The following is a 20,407-nucleotide window of genomic DNA, read 5'->3' on the forward strand; positions in this document are numbered from 1 at the left end:
GAAGCAGAGGAATTCGTCATGGAATGGAATCAAGAAGTCTTTGAAGAAGGAAAAGTAGGCTTGGAAGAGGGAGAGTTTTACCCTTATCCGAGATACTAGGAGTTTGACATGGAAATAGAGATTTCTGATTTCACAGGCTGTAAGATTGCTTTGTTTTGTGGGGATAAACTTCTGACTATCTTACGCGATGATAAGGCAAGCATTCCCTGGCCCAATATGTGGGAACTGCCCGGTGGGGGACGCGAGGGGGATGAAAGTCCTTTTGAGTGCGCAGCGCGTGAAGTTTATGAAGAACTGGGAATTCATTTGACTGAGGATTGTCTGCTTTGGAGTAAGTTTTATCCAAGTATGCTTTTTGCGGATAAACAATCTGTATTTCTAGTCGGTCAGTTAACACAGAACCAGTTTGACAATATCACCTTTGGTGATGAAGGGCAGGGCTATCAGCTCATGAATGTCAAGGAATTTCTTAGCTCCAGTCAAGTTGTACCTCATTTGCAAGAGAGATTAAAAGATTATTATAAAGTAAGTGATTAGAAAGGATGGTTCGGTTAAATTTCTAAACTGAACCCGCCCTAAACACTGTGCCAAAAAGATAAACTTCTCATAGACACAAGCGTCTTCAGAGAAGTTTCTATTTTGGCTTTGTGTTTTACGGGCTTGGTATCTTAAATATGGAAACATGGCAAGAGTTAAAAGTTACAGTGAAGCGTGAGGGAGAGGAATTGGTTTCCAATCTCTTGATCGAGCTGGGAGCGCAAGGCGTTGCGATTGAAGACAGCATGGACTATGTGGGAAATGTTGACCGTTTCGGCGAGATTTTCCCAGAGGTTGAGCAGCAAGAAGAAATCGTAGTGACAGCCTACTATCCGGAAACGGTTGATGTAGCAACGGTTGAGGCAGACTTGAAGGCCCGTCTCGCGGAACTAACTGATTTTATGGATTTGGGAGAGGTAAAAATGGGTACGACTGCCTTGGCTGAGGAAGACTGGGCAGACAACTGGAAGAAATACTATGAACCAGCTCGTATTACTCATGATTTGACCATCGTTCCCTCTTGGACGGACTATGAGGCGACTGCGGGAGAAAAGATTATCAAGCTAGATCCTGGTATGGCTTTCGGGACAGGAACCCACCCAACTACCAAGATGAGCCTCTTTGCTTTGGAGCAGGTTCTTCGTGGTGGCGAAACTGTGCTAGATGTGGGGACTGGTTCAGGGGTTCTCTCTATTGCCAGCTCGCTACTTGGTGCCAAGGAAATCTTTGCCTACGACCTGGATGATGTAGCAGTTCGAGTTGCTCAGGAAAATATTGAGCTAAACCCTGGTATGGAAAACATCCATGTAGCAGCAGGAGACTTGCTTAAGGGAGTTGAGATTGAGGCAGATGTGATTGTAGCTAATATCTTGGCGGATATCCTCGTTCATCTGACGGATGATGCTTATCGCTTGGTCAAGGATGAAGGCTACCTCATCATGAGTGGAATTATCAAGGACAAGTGGGACATGGTGCGCGAGTCGGCTGAGTCAGCTGGATTTTTCCTCGAAACTCACATGGTTCAAGGGGAATGGAATGCCTGTGTCTTTAAGAAAACCAAGGATATTTCCGGTGTGATTGGAGGCTAGCATGCAACAGTATTTTGTCAAAGGCAGTGCAGTCTCTCCTGTCACTATCGAGGACAAGGAGACCAGCAAGCATATGTTTCAGGTCATGCGCCTGAAAGAAGATGATGAGGTTACCTTAGTCTTTGATGATGGTATCAAGCATTTGGCGCGCGTGCTGGATGTGGAAGCTCGTCAGTTTGAGTTGGTAGAAGAGCTAGCTGACAATGTGGAACTGCCAGTCCAAGTGACCATCGCATCTGGCTTTCCCAAAGGGGACAAGCTGGAGTTCATCGCTCAAAAAGTAACCGAACTGGGTGCTAGCCAAATCTGGGCCTTTCCTGCCGACTGGTCGGTTGCCAAGTGGGATGGCAAGAAATTGGGCAAAAAGGTTGAAAAACTAGAAAAAATCGCCCTTGGAGCAGCAGAACAAAGCAAGCGTAATGTTGTTCCAAGTATCAAGCTTTTTGAGAAAAAAGCAGACTTTCTAGCCCAACTTGACCAATTTGACCGTATCATAGTAGCCTATGAAGAGTCGGCCAAAGAAGGAGAAGCCGCTGCGCTCTTACAAGCGGTCACTGGTCTTGAAACAGGAGCTAAACTGCTCTTTATCTTTGGTCCAGAAGGTGGTCTGTCACCTGCAGAAATTGAGAGTTTCGAAGCTAAGGGATCAGTCTTAGCAGGACTTGGTCCTCGTATTTTGCGAGCAGAAACAGCACCACTTTACGCTTTATCAGCCCTTAGTGTTTTATTAGAATTAGAGAAATAAGAGGAAGAAAATGGAACAAAAACACCGTTCAGAATTTCCAGAGAAGGAACTTTGGGATTTAACAGCCCTATACCAAGACCGTGAGGATTTCTTGCGTGCAATCGAGAAGGCTCGTGAAGACATCAACCAGTTTAGCCGTGACTACAATGGCAATCTTCACACTTTTGAAGATTTCGAGAAGGCCTTTGCGGAATTGGAACAAATCTACATTCAGATGAGCCATATTGGCAACTATGGCTTTATGCCTCAGACGACAGACTATAGCAATGACGAATTTGCCAACATTGCCCAAGCTGGGATGGAATTTGAAACAGACGCCAGCGTAGCTCTGACCTTCTTTGACGATGCCTTGATGGTAGCAGATGAGGAAGTCTTGGACCGTTTGGGTAAATTGCCTCATTTAACAGCTGCCATTCGTCAGGCCAAAATAAAAAAAGCCCACTATTTAGGGGCTGATGTGGAGAAGGCCTTGACCAATCTCGGCGAGGTTTTCTACAGTCCGCAGGATATTTACACTAAGATGCGAGCTGGGGATTTTGAAATGGCCGACTTTGAAGTCAATGGCAAGACCTACAAAAACAGCTTTGTCACCTATGAGAATTTCTACCAAAATCACGAGGATGCTGAGGTTCGTGAAAAATCTTTCCGTTCCTTCTCAGAAGGTCTTCGTAAGCACCAAAATACAGCTGCGGCAGCCTATTTAGCCCAAGTCAAGTCTGAAAAATTATTGGCAGATATGAAGGGTTACGACTCTGTCTTTGATTATCTTTTGGCTGAGCAAGAAGTGGACCGTGCCATGTTTGATCGCCAGATTGACCTCATTATGCAGGAATTTTCGCCAGTCGCTCAGAGATACCTCAAGCATGTTGCCAAGGTCAATGGTCTTGAAAAGATGACCTTTGCAGACTGGAAATTGGACTTGGACAGCGCCTTGAATCCTGAAGTGACTATTGACGACGCCTATGATTTGGTCATGAAGTCGGTAGAGCCTTTGGGGCAAGAATATTGTCAGGAAGTTGCTCGCTATCAAGAAGAGCGCTGGGTGGACTTTGCTGCCAATAGTGGTAAGGATTCTGGTGGTTATGCGGCGGATCCATATCGCGTGCACCCTTATGTCCTCATGAGTTGGACAGGTCGTTTGAGCGATGTCTATACCCTGATTCATGAAATTGGGCATTCTGGTCAATTCATCTTTTCAGACAATCACCAAAGTTACTTCAACGCCCACATGTCTACTTACTATGTCGAAGCGCCGTCAACCTTCAATGAATTGCTTTTAAGTGATTACTTGGAACACCAGTCTGACGATCCGCGTCAAAAACGCTTCGCTCTTGCCCACCGCTTGACAGATACCTACTTCCATAATTTCATTACCCACCTCTTGGAAGCAGCCTTCCAGCGCAAGGTTTATACACTGATTGAAGAGGGAGAAACATTTGGAGCAAGCAAGCTTAATAGCATTATGAAGGAAGTCTTGACAGACTTCTGGGGAGGTGCCATTGAAATTGACGACGATGCGGCTCTGACTTGGATGCGCCAAGCTCACTACTACATGGGCTTGTATAGCTACACTTACTCTGCTGGTCTTGTTATCTCGACAGCTGGTTACCTTCATTTGAAACATTCAGAAACTGGAGCTGAAGACTGGCTCAATCTTCTTAAATCAGGTGGTAGTAAGACACCGCTTGAGTCAGCCATGATTATCGGAGCAGATATCTCTACAGATAAACCACTCCGTGATACCATCCAATTCTTGTCTGACACAGTTGATCAGATTATCGCCTACAGTGCCCAGTTGGGAGAGTAAGGGGATAGAGAGGTTGTTCTAGAGTGATGTTTATGGGCTTGTTAAGCGTCATTCTATTTGGATTAGTTGTAGCTATTTTCAAAAATGCTGTTGAAGGTCGTGATGTTAAATTTGAACTTGCTGTAGACCTGGTATTGATAGTTATTTACTTCATTTTCTATCAGATTGTATTTAATTGAGAATTCAATATTAAGTCATTTAAGGACGGCTTTTTGAACAGTTGCTAGAAATGTAGAGGTATTGACCATGTATCAAGAGTTACTTAGAAAAATAGCAGAAGAAAAACCAAGTTATCATCAGGAAGAAATCCAATGGTTGCTTGATCATTTGGGAGATTCTTCTCCAGGAATTCGCGATGACCTTGTTTTTACAAGCTTTGCTAAAGGGATTCAGGAAGAGCTATTTACACAGGAACAATTTTATTTCATTGCTGAGGTGGTCTCGGCTGATGGAGGACTAGATAAAAAGATTGATAAGGTAGGTCTGCCAACACTTGAACGTTCTTTTAGGGCACTTGTTTATGCAAATCTCTTGTCTGCGGATGCCAACCAGCAATCGGTTTTTTATCAGGGATTAAAAGCAGAAATTCGCAATGTCCTTTTAAATCAAGGTTTGTACTATCTTTCAAAAGAAAAGGACACGACAGGTTTTTCAAGTCAGTATGGTTGGGTTCACGCTTTTGCACATGGAGCCGATTTACTGACAGAGGTAGTTTGTCATCCAGACTTTCCTAAAAACAGAGTTCATGAAGTATTTGACATACTTGGCAAACTGTTTAAAAGAATTACCATTCGTTTTACAGATGATGAAGATTGGCGTTTAGCAAGAGTGCTTTATGAACCGATTTTACAAGGGAAGTTGGAGCAAGAGCAAGTAACTGCTTGGATAAAAACGGTTGATTTTCCGATAGAAGAAAGGGAGGATTTTTACAAATTTTCCAACTTTAGATCCTGTCTGTTGGAAGTCTATGTCCAACTTGACCAGAGAAATAGTTTACAAGATGACTTGAAAGAAGCTATCCAATCTTTTCAATATTAGGGATTAACTAGTATTACTTAGTAATAGGGTTTCTATTGTATCCTCCTACCTGATAATGAAAACTAATAAAAGAGGTTGAATCATTTTCCAACCTCTTTTCCTGTATCTTAATGGAATTGCATACCACCATCAACGATAATGGTTTGTCCTGTAATGTAGTTTGAATCTGGTCCTGCGAGGAAGCTGACAGCAGCAGCCACATCTTCTGGTTCAGATAGGCGTTTTAGGGTAATATCTTTTGCAAATGTCTGCATACCCCACTCGTCATCTTTTCCTGCATTTTTACCAACTTCATGAGCGATATCGTACATCATTGGTGTTTTAACAATACCTGGTGCGTAGGCGTTAACAGTGATACCTGAGTCTGCTAAATCACGGGCTAATGTTTGCGTAATTCCGCGAACAGCAAATTTGGTTCCACCATAAACAGTTAGATTTGGATTACCGACTACACCAGCTTGAGAAGTTGCGTTGATAATTTTACCTCCGTGGCCAAGTGCTTTAAATTGCGCTTGTGCAGCTTGTGACCCCCAAATGACACCACCAACGTTGATACCGAAAGTACGTGTAAATTGTTCCTCAGTAATTGTATCAAGAGGAGTAGTTGGAGCAACACCAGCATTATTTACGACAACATTCAAATCACCAAAATGGTCAACAACTTTTTGAAATGCTTGGGCAACTTCTGCCTGTTTCGAAACATCAGCTACGACAGCAAAGGCATTTTCAGCTGATAATTCGGCAACAGCCTTTTCGGCTGTTTCGGGATTGTAGTCTAAGACTCCTACCTTAAAGCCATCTTGAACCAATCGTTTCGCAATTGCAAAACCGATTCCTTGACCTGCACCTGTGACAATAGCAACTTTAGACATATGATTCCTCCTTGGTATTCACGATACCATTCAAACGTTCATAAAAGAACAGCAAAGGTTTACAAATGAGCTTTTATAATGGGTTTTGTAACCCCTATCAAAACTACGCTATTAGTATACACCTTTGAAAAAAATGTTTCAAATAAACACTACCGTTTTTACAGAATTTTAACCTGAAATTTCCAATCAATTTTCTTGAAACCCTTTCCTACTTTTGATAGACTAGTATCTAGTTTTTGAAAAAAGGAGAAAGAAAATGAAAAAATTTGTTGCTGAATTAATCGGTACTTTCATGCTTGTGTTCATTGGGACAGGAGCTGTTGTTTTTGGAAATGGTCTTGATGGCCTTGGTCACCTTGGAATTGCCTTTGCCTTTGGTCTGGCAATCGTAGTTGCAGCTTACTCAATCGGAACTGTTTCAGGTGCTCACTTGAACCCAGCGGTTTCGATCGCTATGTTTGTAAACAAACGTTTGTCATCTTCGGAGCTTGTTAACTACATCCTTGGGCAAGTAGTTGGAGCTTTCCTTGCATCAGCTGCGCTATTCTTCCTCTTGGCGAACTCAGGGATGTCAACTACTAGTCTTGGTGAAAATGCCTTGGCAAACGGTGTCACTGTCTTTGGTGGTTTCTTGTTTGAAACAATCGCAACCTTCTTGTTTGTCTTGGTTATCATGACCGTGACTTCAGAAAGCAAGGGCAATGGAGCGATTGCTGGTTTGGTAATCGGTTTGTCCTTGATGGCCATGATCCTTGTGGGATTGAACATTACTGGACTTTCAGTAAACCCAGCTCGTAGCTTGGCACCAGCTGTCTTGGTAGGTGGCTCAGCCCTTCAACAAGTATGGATTTTCATCCTTGCTCCAATCGTTGGTGGGATTCTTGCAGCCCTTGTTGCTAAAAACTTCCTTGGAACAGAAGAATAATTGAAACTCAAAAAGCCTTGCTCCTCGATTTGAGGAACAGGGCTTTTTCTTATCTGTTTATACTCAATGAAAATCAAAGAGCAAACTAGGAAACTAGCCGCAGGCTGTACTTGAGTACGGCAAGGCGACGTTGACGCGGTTTGAATTTGATTTTCGAAGAGTATTAACGGTTGTCAATTTTCTCTGGATAGAGGTCGTGTTGGAATAGGCGTTGTTCTGCCAAGCCTTCATACTTAGTTCCAGGCTTACCGTAGTTGTAGTAGGGGTCAATTGAGATGCCACCGCGAGGAGTGAATTTTCCCCAGACTTCTAAATAGCGAGGGTCTAGCAAGTTGACCAAGTCTTTCCCAATGGTGTTGATACAGTTTTCGTGGAAATCTCCGTGGTTTCGGTAGCTAAAGAGATAAAGTTTGAGGGATTTTGACTCGACACAGAGCTTGTCAGGAATGTAGGAAATATAAATGGTCGCAAAGTCTGGTTGAGCAGTGATTGGGCAAAGCGAGGTAAATTCAGGACAGTTAAATTTGATAAAATAGTCATTTTCCACATGACGATTGTCAAAGGATTCCAGGACTTCTGGTTGATACTCGAAAATGTAGTTGGTTTCTTTGTTGCCTAGTAGGCTGAGGTTTTTCATTTCTTCTTGTTGTGACATGATTTTTTCTTTCTAATCTTAAACACCACGTTGGTTATCGTAGAGGAGGGTATGGAGTTGAGGAAGGACGCGGACATTGCCCCAGCTATCGTCGGCAGCGATGCGTTCCCAGAGTTCTTTGAGACGGTCCAGTTGGTCTTGGACAATATTATCTGTAGCTTTTGGCTCAGGATTTCCAGCTGATAAGAAAAGAACATCTGGTTGGTAGCGTTCTTGAATGCCTTTGGCAAAGGCCAAATCGGCATCATCAAAGACTGGAATCTTAAAGGTGACCTTGTCTGGATCCAATTGGGAAACGATAAAGTCAAGGGTTTCAAAGTTGACTTCCATCTTGGATGAAGGAGGTTTGGGACTCAGGGTGACTTGGTCAATATCTTTTAACCAATTTTGCCAGCGAGAACCTTGAGTTTCAACGGCCAGAGTGACACCACGTTCCTTGAGTTTGGTGACCAATTCGGCCATGTTGGCTGCTAGGATAGCAGGATTTCCCCCAGATAGGGTGACATAGTCGTAGCTCCCTAGTTTATCCAAGGCAGCAATGACCTCGTCAGCAGTCATACGAGTTGGCTTTTCAGAACCATCCCAAGTAAAGGCAGAGTCGCACCAGTCGCAGTGGTAGTCGCAACCAGCAGTGCGGACAAACATGGTTTTCTGGCCAATAGCACGACCTTCACCTTGAAAGGTTGGGCCGAAAATTTCCAGAACTGGTAGTTTGAGGACACGTTCCCTAGTCATCTAACCACTCCCGTCTAAACTCTGCAAAGGCAGTCGGAGTCTCATAGAGGCGAACATATTCCAAACGGAGACCGCGTTCATCTGGTAACTCTTGATTCATGGTTTGGAAAATCCAGTAAACCATATTTTCAGCGGTTGTATTCATATAGGGCAGGGTTTCATTGAGATAGCGATGATCTAAGTGGGGCTCTAAGTAGTTCTTGTAGATAGCTTTGATATCTCCGAAATCGTAGGTCATGCCACGTTCATCTAAAAATCCACTGACAGCAATCTGCAGACGATAGGTGTGGCCGTGAAGGGATTTGCATTTTCCCTCATAGTGAAAGAGGTGGTGGGCAGCATCAAAGGTAAATTCTTTTGATACCAAGGTTCTGTGAGGATTGTAGACAAGAGACTCCCCGGTTTCCTGTTTGATTTCTTTGGGTGCAAAAAACATTAGTCCTCTCCTTTCTGTGAGAGATAAACATCTAAACCATGTTGACGTAGGTGGCAGGCTGGGCAATCTCCCCAGCCACTTCCGATAATTCCGTTGTAGCAGGTTAAGGTCTTTTCACGAACGTAGTCAAAGGTACCGAGTTGATCGGCTAACTCCCAAGTTTCAGCCTTGTCCAGCCACATGAGAGGCGTTTGGATAACAAAGTCGTAATCCATGGCAAGGTTGAGGGTGACATTGAGGGATTTGACAAAGACATCTCGACAATCAGGGTAGCCTGAGAAGTCTGTCTCGCAAACACCTGTCACGATGTCTTTAATGCCACGTTGTTTGGCAAGAACTGCCGCAAAGGATAGAAAGAGGTGGTTGCGACCATCAACGAAGGTATTGGGAACCTCTCCCTCTTTTTGCTTAATCTCCATATCAGAAGTCAGGGCATTTTCAGTGATTTGTCCCAGCAGAGACATATCTAGGATGTGATGACGAATGCCTTGTTCCTTGGCGATTTCTCTAGCGACTTGAATTTCGAGATGATGACGTTGACCGTAGGCAAAGGTGACAGCTTCGACTGTTTCATAGTGTTCTTTGGCCCAGAAGAGGCAGGTTGTGGAATCTTGACCGCCACTAAAGACGACCAAGGCTGATTGACGTTTCATAGTACTCCTTCCAAAATGGGAAATGTTCAGAGCACGCAAAAAGCTCCCATGAGGGAGCTAAAAAATACCAAGTAGAGGTTTTTTTTAGCGATGGCATGTCCCAAACATCGTAATATTCTACCTACAGTCTAGCATATTTTTTGAAAAATGGCAAAGGGCAAGAAAAAAGAGACCAAAGAAAGTACTTGGTCTCTAGTGCGATTAGCTCAATTCAGCAACGATGGCCTTGATTTGTTCTGCTGTGTGAACACCAGCAACTTGTTTCACCACTTGGCCGTCTTTTTTGAAGAGAAGAGTTGGGATAGACATGATTCCAAAAGCACGAGCTGTGTTTGGATTCTCATCAACGTCCATTTTAACGATTTTCAAGACATCTTCTGAAAGTTCTTCAGACAATTTATCCAAGATTGGACCTTGCATACGACATGGACCACACCAAGTTGCCCAGAAGTCTACCAAGACCAAACCGTCTTTTGTTTCTTGTTCGAATGTTGCATCTGTAATTGCTTTTGCCATTGTATTTCTCCTTTTTTAGTTATATTGGCTTAAATCTTGTTTCATGAGATAGAAGAAGACATCTCCATAAGTCCCATGGTAGTCCAAATCATGACCGTTGTAGGTTAATTTTTGGACAGGGTAGTAGTCTGCGACGCCGATAAGGCAAGCTTGTTGCGAACGATCAAAGTCGTCATAAGATTCGAAAGTTACAGTTCTTTCGTTCTTGCTGGCATCTAGATAGGTAATTTCAATCATGTTTAAAACTCCTTTGTTTAATGATGATTTTATTTTACTCCTTGTAAAAGAGAATGTCAAGAAAAATGATTGCGCACGCAACTTTTTTTCAAAATCATCTTAAATCAAGAAATCTAAACCAGTTTCCAAGCTTTCTTCGACAGCCTTTTGTAGAGTGGCCAGTGTCTTTTGCCCATCACTTGTCAGGCAGATAAAGCTAGAGCGCCTATCTTGATCACAACACCTGCGACTAAGCAGACCGCAATTTTTGGCTTCCAAGCGAGCCACCATCCGAGAAACAGCGCTCGGGCTCAGATGAAGCTTATCTGGCAGGTCAATCTGGCGTAGAGATTTTTCTTGAGCCAAGTCCAGATAGTAGAGCAGGTAGAACTCTTTCAAGGTCAGACTTTGCTCGCTCTGCTGGGCAATAGTCTCTTCCAAGAGACTTTCAATTTCTTTCTGACGCCGATTGAAGTCAAACCATTTTTCCAAATAGGTCATAGTATCTCCTTTCTTTTTAGAGTTGTAAATAGAAGAAAGTCCATTCACGGACAGTCTCTGTATCACAAGATGATTGCGCATGCAATAATTATACTACTTTTCAAGAATGCTGACAAGAAGGACGCTGAAATCTTTTATCCTAAATCATACCAGTTTTCACAAGTCAAGAATTGTTTGTATCCCCTTTCCATTTCTAATTTTCATTATCCCTTGTGTATTTCCTTGAAATTTTCTGAAAAAAGAGTAAACTGGTATGCAAGAAGTCTATTTCGTGGAGTTTAGGATGAAATTATATGTTCAATTAATGATTCTCTTTGTGATTTCTCTAATCGGAGAGGGGATTTCTAGTTTCTTTCATTTGCCCATCCCAGGCAGTATTATCGGCTTGATTATTCTTTTTCTAGCCCTGCAGTTCAAGTGGCTGAGAACCAGGCATGTCAACATGGTGGGGAATTTCTTGCTGGCCAATATGACTATTCTCTTTTTGCCGCCAGCAGTGGGAATCATGGAGAAGTTTGATGTGATTGCTCCCTATCTTTTGCCAATTGTTTTGATTGTCTTTTTTGCAGCAGTCATCAATATTATCCTCATAGCCTTGGTAGTTCAGTTCATCAAGAGACGGTTTGAGGGAGATTATGAGAAAGGAGATGCCAAATGAGTGAATTTGTTTCCAATCCCCTGTTTGGGCTTGCCCTGTCTATCCTAGCCTATCTAGTGGGAATGCTGATTTACAGACGTTTTCCCCATCCTTTGACAACGCCCTTGCTTTTGTCAGCTGTTTTCATTATCATTTTTCTAAAGCTGACGGGTATTTCTTATCAAGATTACTACCAAGGTGGGGTTTATCTGAACAACTTGATTGTCCCATCGACCGTGGCTCTAGGGATTCCGCTTTATAAGAGTTTTCACCTGATGAAGCACCATGCTCGGAGTATTCTCTTTGGTAGTCTGTTAGCAGTAGTGGTCAATACCTCTTTTACAGCACTTGTGGCTAAGATTTTTGGCATGGACTTTTTCCTAGCCATTTCTCTCTTTCCCAAGTCAGTGACAACCGCTATGGCAGTGGGAATTACAGAAAAATTGCAAGGTTTGACGACTGTGACCTTGGTTGTCGTAGTGGTGACTGGGATTTTAACTAGTGTAATCGGCCCAACCCTTTTGAAGTGGTTGAAAATAGATGATCCAGTAGCTGTTGGTCTTTCCCTTGGAGGAACAGGTCACGCGGTCGGAACAGGAACTGCCTTTCGCTATGGCTCTGTAGCAGGAGCCATGGGTGGCTTGGCTATCGGTGTTACCGGTATTCTCTATGTCTTTGTCAGTCCTATCGTAGCCAGTTTGATATTGAGTTAAAAAGCAAGGAATTTTGGTTCCTTGCTTTTTAAAATCGTATGTTATAGACTATTACTTTTCTTTGCTTAAGTGAATGACTTGGTCGTAGTGTTTTAAGTCTTCCTCTGTGTAGTGGTGAATGACTTCTATGACTGTTTGTGGTAGGGAGAAGAGCAAGTCACTAATCTTTCTGCTATTTTCCAAGTCAAGATTGGCCTTAATTTCATCTGCTAAGATGAGTTGGCTATCATGGTAGAGGGCGCGAGCAATTTCTAGGCGTTGTTTCTCGCCACCAGACAGACTGTCATTGCTAAGGATTCGATTTTTCAAATGTTCTAATCCTGTTTTTTTGAGGATATGATTTAAAGTCTCTGGATTTTTATCCAGTCCTAGAAGGATATTGTCGTTCAGAGATAGCGTGTCAAAGTAATGGCTATCTTGGAGGATATAGGAGCTAACACTCGTGATTTCCTGACGTGACAGGTTTTGACCAGCAAAGATAATCTGCCCATTTGTCGGTGTCTCTTCTCCATGAATGATATTGAGCAGGGTCGTCTTACCAGAGCCACTTTCCCCGGTAATGGCAATTTTTTCTCCTTGCTTGATGTGCATGGAAATCGGAGACAGGAGGATATTCCCCTCTTTTTCAAGGCAGATGTTGTCAAGTTGGATAGGGAAAATATTTTCTATGCTTCTAGGAGAGGTGGAGTCAGACTGGCCCAAAAGTTCTTGGTATTTGTTGAGAAGAGTTCGAGTAGCTTTTCGGGTGTTGGTAAAGTAAGCCAACTCTTGGAATTGATAGCCGATATTATGGGAAACTAGATAGATGGCCACAAAACTCGCCGCATCTAAATAATTATAGTAGGTCATAAAGCCACCGATGACGATTGGTGTGACAGAACAAAAGGCATCGATGCTATTGATCAAGAGACTGTTTAAAGTTCGTTGCTTTTCATAGTTAATTTCGGTATCTAGACTGGTTTGTAATTGCTTTTGATAGCGAGCAAAAAAGTAGTCTTGCCCCTGATAATGGCGAATTTGTTGGCTACCACCAATAAAATTTGTCAAGCTTGCTAAGTAGCTCTGGTTAACAGTGGACCGCTTTTCAGAAAGTGAATCCAAACGCTTTGATCCGATAGCACTGCAGAGTACAGGAAAGGAGTAGAAGAGGATGAAAATCAAGCCCAGGTAAAAATTGGTCCATAGGGCATAGAGAATGGACACAGTTGTGAAGCCAAGAGAAGAAATGATGATGACCGTTGGCTCAATATAGCTTTCTTCTAGTTGCTTGACGTCGTTTTCTAGGTCAGACAAAATATCCTTTTCATCAATCTCATAACTGTTTAAAAATCGCTTGAAAATAGCACTCTTGATTCCATATTTGAAGTCAGTAATCAAACGAGCGTAGTAATAACGTTTCCCAGCCAAACCCAGTAAGAGGATGAGATTACCAAGGATTCCTAAAATCAAAACTTTCCAAAGAAGGCCTAGTTCTTGATTGGTAAAACTAGCAACAATATTTTGAACAAGGGCTGGTGTGATAATCGCTTCAAGCCAAGTAATGGCAATAGAAAAGAAGTAAAGTGCGAGGTGCTTCTTGGTAACAAATCTTCTCAGCATAAAGAGTTGACCTCCTTATCGATATACATGTAATTAGTTTTAAAGTCATTATACTCCTTTTTATTAAATACTTCATATAAAAATGTAAATCCTGAGGTCGAAAAAAGCCTAGCGAGTTATTGTCGCTAGACTTTAAAATTATTGCAAATTAACCTTGTTTCTCAAGATGTAGTAGGTTCCGAGGTAAAAGATAGCTATGAATATGAGTTCTTCAACAATACTTATACCTGCTCCCATATAGAAATTATCATTAAATCCTGCAAGTGAATTGACATAGAAGTTAGTACTGGTATTGAAGAAAACTCCAATAAATCCAATGACGATTTGAATACCAATATAGGCTGCAACAGCGAGTGCTGTACGGTATTCATTGAACAGTTGTCCAATGGAAATGGCCAAGTAGATGCAGAGGATTCCAGAAATGGTATTTAGTAGGAAGGATAAGACAGTAAGACCAAAGCCGGTAAAATGTTCTGCAACAAATGACAGAAGAGTAGAAAGTTGAACTTCATCAGAATTTGTTGATAATAAGATAATATAGACACATAGGAGTAAGACAGCAGTGCTAATCAACGACCAGATAAAGGCACCGATTAGTTTGGCTGTGATGATATGGTGTTCAGAAACTGGCAAGGTTAAAGTCAGATAGCCTTGTCGGTCATAGACACTTCCTTTGAATCGTTTAATAATCAAGAAGATAGTTGAAATCACAAGTGTAACCATCAAACCACCAAAGACAGTAGATAGAAAAAAAAGTAGAACAGATAGATTTTTTTCAGGTAGTTTGATTAAGGATTGTGTCTGAATTCCAATAAGAACAGAGAGGAAGAGAACAGCACCATAAAGAGCTAAATACCACTTGTTAACATTTTTAAATTCGTAGCGAACTAAATTCCAAAACATAATAATCTCCTTTGCTTAGGCCTTAAATTCCTGACGGAAGAGTTGGTCAATGGATTCACCTGACTCATAGCGAATATCATCGACATTTCCTTGACGGACAACTTTTCCGTCTTTGAGGAAGACAATTTCATCCAAGATTGGCTCGATATCAGAAATCAAGTGGGTAGAAATCAAAACGGTAGAAGTTGGGGAGTAGTTATTGATAATGGTATTGAGGATATAATCACGGGCTGCTGGGTCCACCCCGCCAATTGGTTCGTCCAAAACGTAGAGGCGGGCATCACGACTCATAACCAAAATCAGTTGTACCTTTTCCTTGTTTCCTTTTGATAGTTTCTTGAGACGACTATTTTCATCAATTCCTAGGTCTGCAAGTAGATGATGGGCGCGTTCAAGATTGAAATCTTTATAGAAGGTCTTGAAGTAGGTTAGGGCTTCTTTGACCTTCATTTGTTCATTGAGATAGGTCGTATCCGGCAAATAAGCTACGATAGCCTTGGTTGCTGGGCTTGGGTCCATGTCGTTGATCAGGACACGTCCTTGATCTGGTTGTAAGAGGCCATTGATTAGTTTAATCAGGGTTGTTTTTCCTGAGCCATTTGGCCCAAGAAGACCAACAATTTTTCCAGCTGGGATGTCAAGTGAAACATTTTCAAGGGCTGGGGTTTCTCCATAAGATTTGGATACATTTTCAAATGCTAGTAATGACATAGGCTTAAACTCCTTTAATATAATCGCCGACTACGCCTGGTAGTTCTTCTTTTTCATAGCCAAAATGGGTCATGGAGGAAACGAAGTGTTCCAATTCTTCTTCTGATAGTTGTTTGCGAGATTGGGCGATCAGTTCCTTATCCTCAGTCACAAATCGTCCAGTTGTCCGTTTGCTGTAAACAAATCCTTCTCGTTCGAGGTCTGACAAGGCTCTTTGGATGGTGTTGGGATTGACACCAGCCTCGCTCGCCAGCTCCCTCACGGTTGGAAGTTGTTGATTGGGTTCCAGTGCATGGGAGACAATCTGAAGCTTGATTTTCTCCATAATCTGTAAATAGATGGGTTTTTTGTTGTCAAATGTCCAGGACATCTTGGTCTCCTTTCTTTTATCTCTTTGTCTTAATTAAATAATACAACAAAACAAAAAACTTGTCAAGCAAAAAGAAGAATTGTTTTGGGAATCGCTTAAAAAATGGTATAATGAAAAGAAAACGATAAGGAGGGGAAGGATGCGTTGTCCAAAATGTGGGGCTACCAAGTCAAGTGTTATCGATAGTCGCCAAGCAGAAGAAGGGAACACTATTCGTAGAAGACGTGAGTGCGATGAATGCCAGCACCGTTTTACAACCTACGAACGAGTAGAAGAAAGAACCTTAGTGGTTGTTAAAAAAGATGGCACACGGGAACAATTCTCTAGAGATAAAATCTTTAATGGAATTATCCGCTCAGCCCAGAAACGTCCTGTGTCAAGTGATGAAATCAACATGGTAGTCAATCGTATCGAACAGAAACTCCGTGGTCGAAATGAAAATGAAATTCAAAGTGAGGACATTGGTTCACTCGTCATGGAGGAGTTGGCTGAACTGGACGAGATTACCTATGTACGTTTTGCAAGTGTCTATCGTAGTTTTAAGGATGTGAGTGAGCTAGAGAGCTTGCTCCAACAAATCACCCAGTCCTCTAAAAAGAAAAAGGAAAAATAAATGAAGCCAATTGACCGTTTTTCTTATCTAAAGAATAATCGGGTGTCGCAAGATACCTCATCTCTGGTACAGTGCTACCTCCCGATTATCGGTCAGGAGGCACTGAGCCTTTATCTTTATACAATCAGTTTTTGGGATAATGGTAGAAAGGAATACCTCTTTTCAAGTATTCTCAACCATCTCAATTTTGGGATGGATAGATTTTTAAAATCCCTGAAAATCCTATCTGCTTTCAATCTCTTAACCCTCTATCAAAAGGGGGATGTTTATCAGCTAGCCCTCCATGCTCCTCTTTCAAGTCAGGATTTCTTGGAGCATCCTGTTTATCGCAGACTTTTAGAGAAAAAAATTGGCGATGCAGCTGTGGAGGATTTGAAAGTTGAGAGTGCTGAGGGAGAGGAAATACCTGTCTCACTCAATCAAGTCTTTCCAGACTTGGCAGAACTGGGAAGTCAAGAAGACCTTGGTCTCAAGAAGAAAGTGGCCAACGATTTTGACTTGGACCATTTTCGTCAGCTTATGGCTCGAGATGGGCTTCGCTTTGCGGATGAGCAGTCCGATGTCTTAAACCTCTTTGCCATCGCCGTGGAGAAGAAATGGACTTGGTTTGAAACTTATCAATTAGCCAAGTCAACAGCTGTTTCCCAGGTTATTTCAACCAAACGCATGCGGGAAAAAATAGCTCAAAAACCTGTTTCCTCTGACTTTAGTCCTAAGGAAGCAACCATTATCAAAGAGGCCAAAAGTAAAACTGCCCTGCAGTTCTTGGCAGAAATCAAGCAAACACGCAAGGGGGCCATTACCCAAACAGAAAGAGAACTCTTGCAACAGATGGCTGGCTTGGGCTTACTGGACGAAGTCATCAATATCATTCTCTTGTTGACCTTTAATAAGGTAGATTCGGCAAATATCAATGAGAAATATGCCATGAAGGTGGCTAATGACTATGCCTATCAAAAGATACATTCGGCAGAAGAGGCAGTCTTGCGCATCCGTGAGAGAGGACAGAAGAGTCAGGCTCAAAAGACTAGTAAACCCGGTCCTGCCAAGTCCAATGTACCCAAGTGGAGCAATCCAGATTATAAGAATGAAACCAGCGAGGAAACTCGTCTGGAACTAGAACGTAAGAAACAAGAACTATTAGCTCGATTAGAAAAAGGAGGAGATTAGATGGAAAGTGTCGGAGACGTACTCAAACGTCAACCTAGCCGTTTTCACTATCAAGATTTGGTCCAGAAAATCATGAAGGACCCTGATGTTGCGGTCTTTATCCAGCAAGAATCCCTGACTTCAGAGGAATTGAATCGCAGTATCTCCAAGTTTAATCAGTACATCACCGAGCGCGATAAGTTTCTTCGTGGTGATACAGATTATATTGCCAAAGGCTATAAGCCTATTTTGGTTATGAATCATGGCTATGCTGATGTTTCTTATGAAGAAACTCCTGAATTAATCGCGGCTGAAAAAGAAGCGGCTATTAAAAATCGCCTCAAGTTAATCAATCTGCCAGCTAGTCTCAGGCAAGCTAGTTTAGCTCAAGTAGACTTGGATGATTTGGGGCGCTTGCCAGTTTTTGAAAAGCTATTAGCCTTCGTGGAGCAATATCCAATTATTCGAAAAGGTCTTTACTTATATGGAGACTTTGGTGTGGGTAAAAGTTTTATGGTGGCGGCCTTAGCTCATGATTTATCAGAAAAACGTGGGGTTTCATCCACTCTCCTCCACTATCCTAGCTTTGTCATTGATGTCAAAAATGCTATCGGTGATGGTAATGTTAAGACCTTGGTGGATGAACTAAAGCTTTCTGGAGTCCTGATTTTAGATGATATTGGTGCCGAGCAATCAACACCTTGGGTGCGTGATGAAATCCTGCAGGTCATTCTCCAATATCGGATGCAGGAAAATTTACCGACCTTTTTCACCTCTAACTTCAACTTTGAAGATTTGGAGAAGCATTTCGCAAAAGGGAAACATGGAAATGACGAAACCTGGGAAGCCAGACGCGTCATGGAACGCATCCGTTATTTGGCTGAGGAGACTCGTTTAGAAGGAGTAAACCGTCGATGACAGAAACGATTAAACTGATGAAAGCTCATAAGTCTGTTCGAAGATTTAAGGAGCAAGTCCTTCCTCAAGAAGATTTGACTGAAATCCTGACAGCGGCCCAGATGGCCTCGTCTTGGAAGAATTTCCAATCCTACTCTGTGATTGTGGTACGAAGTCAAGAAAAGAAAGATGCCTTGTATGAATTGGTGCCTCAAGAAGCCATTCGCCAGTCTGCTGTTTTCCTTCTCTTTGTCGGAGATTTGAACCGAGCAGAAAAGGGAGCACGACTCCATAGGGATACCTTCCAACCCCAAGGTGTAGAAGGTCTCTTGATTAGTTCGGTCGATGCGGCCCTTGCTGGTCAAAATGCCTTGCTGGCAGCTGAAAGCTTGGGCTATGGTGGTGTCATTATTGGCTTGGTGCGATACAAGTCAGAAGAAGTAGCAGAACTCTTTAATTTGCCTGACTACACCTATCCTGTCTTTGGGATGGCACTGGGTCTTCCAAATGAAGAACATGAAGTCAAACCTCGCTTGCCATTGCATCAAGTGGTGTTTGAGGAAGAATACCGAGAACAGTCAACTGATGCAATCGAAGCTTATGACCGTGTACAGGCGGACTATGCTGGAGCGCGTGCGACCACAAGCTGGAGTCAGCGCCTAGCAGAACAGTTTGGTTAAGCAGAACCAAACTCAACTAGAAAAAATCTTGAACAGAAGAAGTTATTGTAGAAAGTGAGAAATTATGGCCCTACCAACTATTGCCATTGTAGGACGTCCCAATGTTGGGAAATCAACCCTATTTAATCGGATCGCTGGTGAGCGAATCTCCATTGTAGAGGATGTCGAAGGAGTGACACGTGACCGTATCTATGCAACGGGTGAGTGGCTCAATCGTTCGTTTAGCATGATTGATACAGGAGGAATCGATGATGTCGATGCTCCTTTCATGGAACAAATCAAGCACCAGGCAGAAATTGCCATGGAAGAAGCAGATGTTATCGTCTTTGTCGTATCTGGTAAGGAAGGAATTACCGATGCAGACGAATACGTAGCCCGTAAGCTTTATAAGACCCATAAACCAGTTATCCTCGCAGTTAACAAGGTGGACAACCCTGAGATGCGAAATGATATCTATGATTTCTATGCTCTTGGTTTGGGTGAACCATTGCCTATCTCATCTGTCCATGGTATCGGTACAGGGGATGTGCTAGATGCCATCGTAGAAAATCTTCCAAATGAATATGAAGAAGAAAACCCAGATGTCATTAAGTTTAGCCTGATTGGTCGTCCCAACGTTGGAAAATCAAGCTTGATTAACGCTATCTTGGGAGAAGACCGTGTCATTGCCAGTCCAGTTGCTGGAACAACGCGTGACGCCATTGATACCCACTTTACAGATACAGATGGTCAAGAGTTTACCATGATTGATACGGCTGGTATGCGTAAGTCTGGTAAGGTTTATGAAAATACTGAGAAATACTCTGTCATGCGTGCTATGCGTGCTATTGACCGCTCAGATGTGGTCTTGATGGTCATCAATGCGGAAGAAGGCATCCGTGAATACGACAAGCGTATCGCAGGATTTGCCCATGAAGCTGGTAAAGGAATGATTATCGTGGTCAACAAGTGGGATACGCTTGAAAAAGACAACCATACTATGAAAAACTGGGAAGAAGATATCCGTGAGCAGTTCCAATACCTGCCTTACGCACCGATTATCTTTGTATCCGCTTTGACCAAGCAACGTCTCCACAAACTTCCTGAGATGATTAAGCAAATCAGTGAAAGTCAAAATACACGTATCCCATCAGCTGTCTTGAACGATGTCATCATGGATGCCATTGCCATCAACCCAACACCGACAGACAAAGGAAAACGTCTTAAGATTTTCTATGCGACCCAAGTGGCAACAAAACCACCAACCTTTGTCATTTTTGTCAATGAAGAAGAACTTATGCACTTTTCTTACCTACGTTTCTTGGAAAATCAAATTCGGAAAGCCTTTGTCTTTGAAGGAACCCCGATTCACTTAATTGCAAGGAAGCGGAAGTAGAGTTGTAAAACAGCAATTTGACAAACATACGTTTAT

At 42.4% G+C, this 20,407-nt stretch carries 25 protein-coding genes and 1 pseudogene; 14 read left to right on the plus strand and 12 right to left on the minus strand.

Annotation, left to right across the window (positions count from 1 at the left end; translation table 11 throughout):
- The 6 genes and pseudogenes from QZ565_RS02530 to QZ565_RS02555 all read left to right on the plus strand — a co-directional run.
- A pseudogene (locus QZ565_RS02530) lies at positions 1 to 99 on the plus strand (DUF3013 domain-containing protein); the annotation flags it as partial.
- A 9-nt stretch (positions 100 to 108) separates the two neighbouring features.
- Positions 109 to 537 carry an NUDIX hydrolase gene (locus QZ565_RS02535; protein WP_084924140.1) on the plus strand — a complete coding sequence of 143 codons (429 nt, stop codon included), beginning with the start codon at positions 109 to 111 and terminating at the stop codon, positions 535 to 537.
- 137 nt (positions 538 to 674) lie between these two features.
- Positions 675 to 1,625: a 50S ribosomal protein L11 methyltransferase gene (prmA, locus tag QZ565_RS02540; protein ID WP_084927210.1), complete on the plus strand. Its 951-nt coding sequence runs from the start codon at positions 675 to 677 to the stop codon at positions 1,623 to 1,625.
- A gap of 1 nt (position 1,626) precedes the next feature.
- Positions 1,627 to 2,370, plus strand: a complete 744-nt coding sequence (locus QZ565_RS02545; RefSeq protein WP_295525123.1) for a 16S rRNA (uracil(1498)-N(3))-methyltransferase — start codon at positions 1,627 to 1,629, stop codon at positions 2,368 to 2,370.
- A 10-nt stretch (positions 2,371 to 2,380) separates the two neighbouring features.
- Positions 2,381 to 4,177: an oligoendopeptidase F gene (pepF, locus tag QZ565_RS02550; RefSeq protein ID WP_295525126.1), complete on the plus strand. Its 1,797-nt coding sequence runs from the start codon at positions 2,381 to 2,383 to the stop codon at positions 4,175 to 4,177.
- A gap of 246 nt (positions 4,178 to 4,423) precedes the next feature.
- On the plus strand, positions 4,424 to 5,215 hold the full coding sequence (locus tag QZ565_RS02555) for a DUF2785 domain-containing protein (protein WP_295525129.1): 792 nt from the start codon (positions 4,424 to 4,426) through the stop codon (positions 5,213 to 5,215).
- 107 nt (positions 5,216 to 5,322) lie between these two features.
- Here the strand turns inward: QZ565_RS02555 and QZ565_RS02560 are convergent, their stop codons facing one another.
- On the minus strand, positions 5,323 to 6,087 hold the full coding sequence (locus QZ565_RS02560) for a (S)-acetoin forming diacetyl reductase (RefSeq protein WP_000048147.1): 765 nt from the start codon (positions 6,085 to 6,087) through the stop codon (positions 5,323 to 5,325).
- A gap of 256 nt (positions 6,088 to 6,343) precedes the next feature.
- On the opposite strand from QZ565_RS02560, the gene QZ565_RS02565 reads away from it, so the two are divergent.
- Positions 6,344 to 7,012, plus strand: a complete 669-nt coding sequence (locus QZ565_RS02565) for an MIP/aquaporin family protein (protein ID WP_000714814.1) — start codon at positions 6,344 to 6,346, stop codon at positions 7,010 to 7,012.
- A gap of 163 nt (positions 7,013 to 7,175) precedes the next feature.
- Here QZ565_RS02565 and queF read toward each other — a convergent pair whose 3' ends face one another.
- From queF to QZ565_RS02600, 7 genes are all read right to left on the minus strand, one after another.
- Entirely contained in the window at positions 7,176 to 7,667 is a 492-nt protein-coding gene (queF, locus tag QZ565_RS02570; RefSeq protein ID WP_000082587.1) for a preQ(1) synthase, read from the minus strand.
- Positions 7,668 to 7,685: 18 nt separating this feature from the next.
- On the minus strand, positions 7,686 to 8,402 hold the full coding sequence (gene queE, locus QZ565_RS02575) for a 7-carboxy-7-deazaguanine synthase QueE (RefSeq protein WP_295525135.1): 717 nt from the start codon (positions 8,400 to 8,402) through the stop codon (positions 7,686 to 7,688).
- Positions 8,395 to 8,838, minus strand: a complete 444-nt coding sequence (gene queD / locus QZ565_RS02580; protein ID WP_261019022.1) for a 6-carboxytetrahydropterin synthase QueD — start codon at positions 8,836 to 8,838, stop codon at positions 8,395 to 8,397. Before queD ends, queE begins: the two co-directional genes overlap by 8 nt.
- Complete coding sequence (queC, locus tag QZ565_RS02585) at positions 8,838 to 9,491, minus strand: 7-cyano-7-deazaguanine synthase QueC (protein WP_295525139.1); 654 nt, start codon at positions 9,489 to 9,491, stop codon at positions 8,838 to 8,840. The genes queD and queC overlap by 1 nt, the downstream gene beginning before the upstream one ends.
- A gap of 201 nt (positions 9,492 to 9,692) precedes the next feature.
- Positions 9,693 to 10,007 carry a thioredoxin gene (trxA, locus tag QZ565_RS02590; protein WP_001029581.1) on the minus strand — a complete coding sequence of 105 codons (315 nt, stop codon included), beginning with the start codon at positions 10,005 to 10,007 and terminating at the stop codon, positions 9,693 to 9,695.
- 15 nt (positions 10,008 to 10,022) lie between these two features.
- Positions 10,023 to 10,244 carry a DUF4649 family protein gene (locus QZ565_RS02595; RefSeq protein ID WP_000570251.1) on the minus strand — a complete coding sequence of 74 codons (222 nt, stop codon included), beginning with the start codon at positions 10,242 to 10,244 and terminating at the stop codon, positions 10,023 to 10,025.
- A 99-nt stretch (positions 10,245 to 10,343) separates the two neighbouring features.
- Positions 10,344 to 10,724: a MarR family transcriptional regulator gene (locus QZ565_RS02600; RefSeq protein ID WP_000221634.1), complete on the minus strand. Its 381-nt coding sequence runs from the start codon at positions 10,722 to 10,724 to the stop codon at positions 10,344 to 10,346.
- 283 nt (positions 10,725 to 11,007) lie between these two features.
- On the opposite strand from QZ565_RS02600, the gene QZ565_RS02605 reads away from it, so the two are divergent.
- Both QZ565_RS02605 and QZ565_RS02610 read left to right on the plus strand, forming a co-directional pair.
- Positions 11,008 to 11,382, plus strand: a complete 375-nt coding sequence (locus QZ565_RS02605; RefSeq protein WP_000781325.1) for a CidA/LrgA family protein — start codon at positions 11,008 to 11,010, stop codon at positions 11,380 to 11,382.
- On the plus strand, positions 11,379 to 12,074 hold the full coding sequence (locus QZ565_RS02610; protein WP_295525144.1) for an LrgB family protein: 696 nt from the start codon (positions 11,379 to 11,381) through the stop codon (positions 12,072 to 12,074). The genes QZ565_RS02605 and QZ565_RS02610 overlap by 4 nt, the downstream gene beginning before the upstream one ends.
- A gap of 51 nt (positions 12,075 to 12,125) precedes the next feature.
- On the opposite strand, the gene QZ565_RS02615 is transcribed toward QZ565_RS02610, so the two are convergent.
- The 4 genes from QZ565_RS02615 to QZ565_RS02630 all read right to left on the minus strand — a co-directional run bounded on the left by QZ565_RS02615 (position 12,126) and on the right by QZ565_RS02630 (position 15,657).
- Positions 12,126 to 13,673 carry an ABC transporter ATP-binding protein gene (locus tag QZ565_RS02615; RefSeq protein WP_295525147.1) on the minus strand — a complete coding sequence of 516 codons (1,548 nt, stop codon included), beginning with the start codon at positions 13,671 to 13,673 and terminating at the stop codon, positions 12,126 to 12,128.
- Positions 13,674 to 13,811: 138 nt separating this feature from the next.
- Entirely contained in the window at positions 13,812 to 14,576 is a 765-nt protein-coding gene (locus QZ565_RS02620; protein WP_295525151.1) for a hypothetical protein, read from the minus strand.
- A 15-nt stretch (positions 14,577 to 14,591) separates the two neighbouring features.
- Positions 14,592 to 15,287, minus strand: coding sequence for an ABC transporter ATP-binding protein (locus QZ565_RS02625; protein WP_120770473.1), 696 nt, complete (start codon positions 15,285 to 15,287; stop codon positions 14,592 to 14,594).
- A 4-nt stretch (positions 15,288 to 15,291) separates the two neighbouring features.
- Positions 15,292 to 15,657, minus strand: coding sequence for a GntR family transcriptional regulator (locus tag QZ565_RS02630; RefSeq protein ID WP_023943799.1), 366 nt, complete (start codon positions 15,655 to 15,657; stop codon positions 15,292 to 15,294).
- Between the two features lie 139 nt (positions 15,658 to 15,796).
- Here QZ565_RS02630 and nrdR point away from each other — a divergent pair, with 139 nt between their 5' ends.
- The 5 genes from nrdR (at position 15,797) to der (ending at position 20,371) form a co-directional block, all read left to right on the plus strand.
- Positions 15,797 to 16,270, plus strand: a complete 474-nt coding sequence (gene nrdR, locus QZ565_RS02635; protein WP_033676519.1) for a transcriptional regulator NrdR — start codon at positions 15,797 to 15,799, stop codon at positions 16,268 to 16,270.
- Positions 16,271 to 17,440: a replication initiation and membrane attachment family protein gene (locus QZ565_RS02640; RefSeq protein WP_295525162.1), complete on the plus strand. Its 1,170-nt coding sequence runs from the start codon at positions 16,271 to 16,273 to the stop codon at positions 17,438 to 17,440.
- The gene (gene dnaI, locus QZ565_RS02645; protein WP_295525166.1) at positions 17,441 to 18,337 is read left to right on the plus strand and encodes a primosomal protein DnaI; all 897 of its coding nucleotides are present in this window, start codon (positions 17,441 to 17,443) and stop codon (positions 18,335 to 18,337) included.
- Positions 18,334 to 18,996, plus strand: a complete 663-nt coding sequence (locus tag QZ565_RS02650) for an NADPH-dependent oxidoreductase (RefSeq protein WP_295525169.1) — start codon at positions 18,334 to 18,336, stop codon at positions 18,994 to 18,996. The genes dnaI and QZ565_RS02650 overlap by 4 nt, the downstream gene beginning before the upstream one ends.
- 64 nt (positions 18,997 to 19,060) lie before the next feature.
- Complete coding sequence (gene der, locus QZ565_RS02655; protein WP_001207696.1) at positions 19,061 to 20,371, plus strand: ribosome biogenesis GTPase Der; 1,311 nt, start codon at positions 19,061 to 19,063, stop codon at positions 20,369 to 20,371.
- The last annotated feature ends 36 nt before the right edge of the window (positions 20,372 to 20,407 follow it).

Origin of the sequence: uncultured Streptococcus sp. (assembly GCF_915066115.1) — a bacterium.
Taxonomy (GTDB): domain Bacteria; phylum Bacillota; class Bacilli; order Lactobacillales; family Streptococcaceae; genus Streptococcus.